At 45.6% G+C, this 1,287-nt stretch carries 1 protein-coding gene; it reads right to left on the bottom strand.

The genetic code is table 11. The annotated features are described in order from the left end of the window. Positions 1 to 1,278 (bottom strand): ATP-binding protein (locus tag GRP75_RS27225; RefSeq protein WP_337194281.1); only part of this gene is annotated, 1,278 nt, incomplete at its 3' end. Between the last annotated feature and the right edge of the window lie 9 nt (positions 1,279 to 1,287).

Raw genomic sequence — 1,287 nt, 5'->3', positions numbered from 1 at the left:
CCCGCCCATAGCTTCAGCCAAATGCTTGCTAATGGCCAAACCCAGCCCAGAGCCCCCATATCTGCGGCTGGTTGATGTACTCGCCTGGATAAAAGGGACGAACAGCTTGTCTATACACGTCTCGGAAATTCCTATGCCCGTATCTTCTACCATAAAAGAAACGCCTACTCGCCCTTCCTGCTGACTTAGCATTTTTACCTGTAACAATACATGTCCCTGATTCGTAAACTTGATGGCGTTGGTCAGAAGATTTGAAAGCACCTGCTCCATTCGAAGCGGGTCTCCCTTAAAGCTTTTCGGTAACGCCGGGTCCGTTATAAATACGACCTCTATTTCCTTATCTTCAAGTAAAGTTCCAACGGTATCTGCGAGATGCCGAAGCATTTTTTCCGGCTCGAATTCTACCTTTTCCAGTTCCAGACTGCCGGCTTCCATTTTGGAAAAGTCCAATACGTTACTGAGCATGGATGAAAGGGTACGAGAGGAAGCGAGAAGCTTGTGGAGGTAATCTCTTTGAACGGCAGTCAGTTCAGTCTTATTTAACAGCTTTGACAGACCGATGATTCCATTCAGCGGGGTGCGAATTTCGTGACTCATATGAGCCAAAAAAGTGCTTTTCGCACGGTTAGCCTCGTCCATCTCCTTTCGCTTCTGCTCAGAGGCTTTATACTCTGTAATATCCAACACGTGACCGATAACATGCCTGGTATTCCCGTCCTCCCTAACCGGATGTAAGGTAATGAGAGCCGAATATTCCCAAAACTCCAATTCAAATACGGTCCGATCACCGAACCAGGCCTGTTTGTAGTATTGACTTAGCTGCTCCATCGTTTCAGAGGAAAGCTCCAAAATGTCCCCGAGACGCTTCACATGCTCCCTTTTATTGTAGTTGACTTGTAGATTCAGACCCACGCGCTCCAGCAATTCACCTTCAAGCAGCCTATAATAAAATTCATCACCACTTTTCTCCAGCCTAAAGGTAAAGCCAGGTTGAACCCGAAGTAAATTCAGCAGATCACGATCTTTGTCTAACAAACGTTGTCCATATGAATTCTTAGCGGTGGTTAAAGCGTGCACAAACAGCGTCATGAACATTAGACCCATCCCCAGCTCCAGCACGCAGGTCAGCAGTGTTTTATCACTTATGCCAAAATATAAGAACAGAATTCCTGCCACTCCATAAAAAACACCTGAAATCGCCTGACGAACAAGCTGCCGCTGAAAAATCAAAACTAACAATAATATCAAGATAGCATATAGCACTAAATCTCGAACCAAGTGTTCGCA

It is taken from the genome of Paenibacillus sp. OT2-17 (genome assembly GCF_009827695.1).
Classification (GTDB): Bacteria; Bacillota; Bacilli; order Paenibacillales; family Paenibacillaceae; genus Paenibacillus; species Paenibacillus polymyxa_B.
This window is presented reverse-complemented; position numbering and strand designations above follow the sequence as displayed.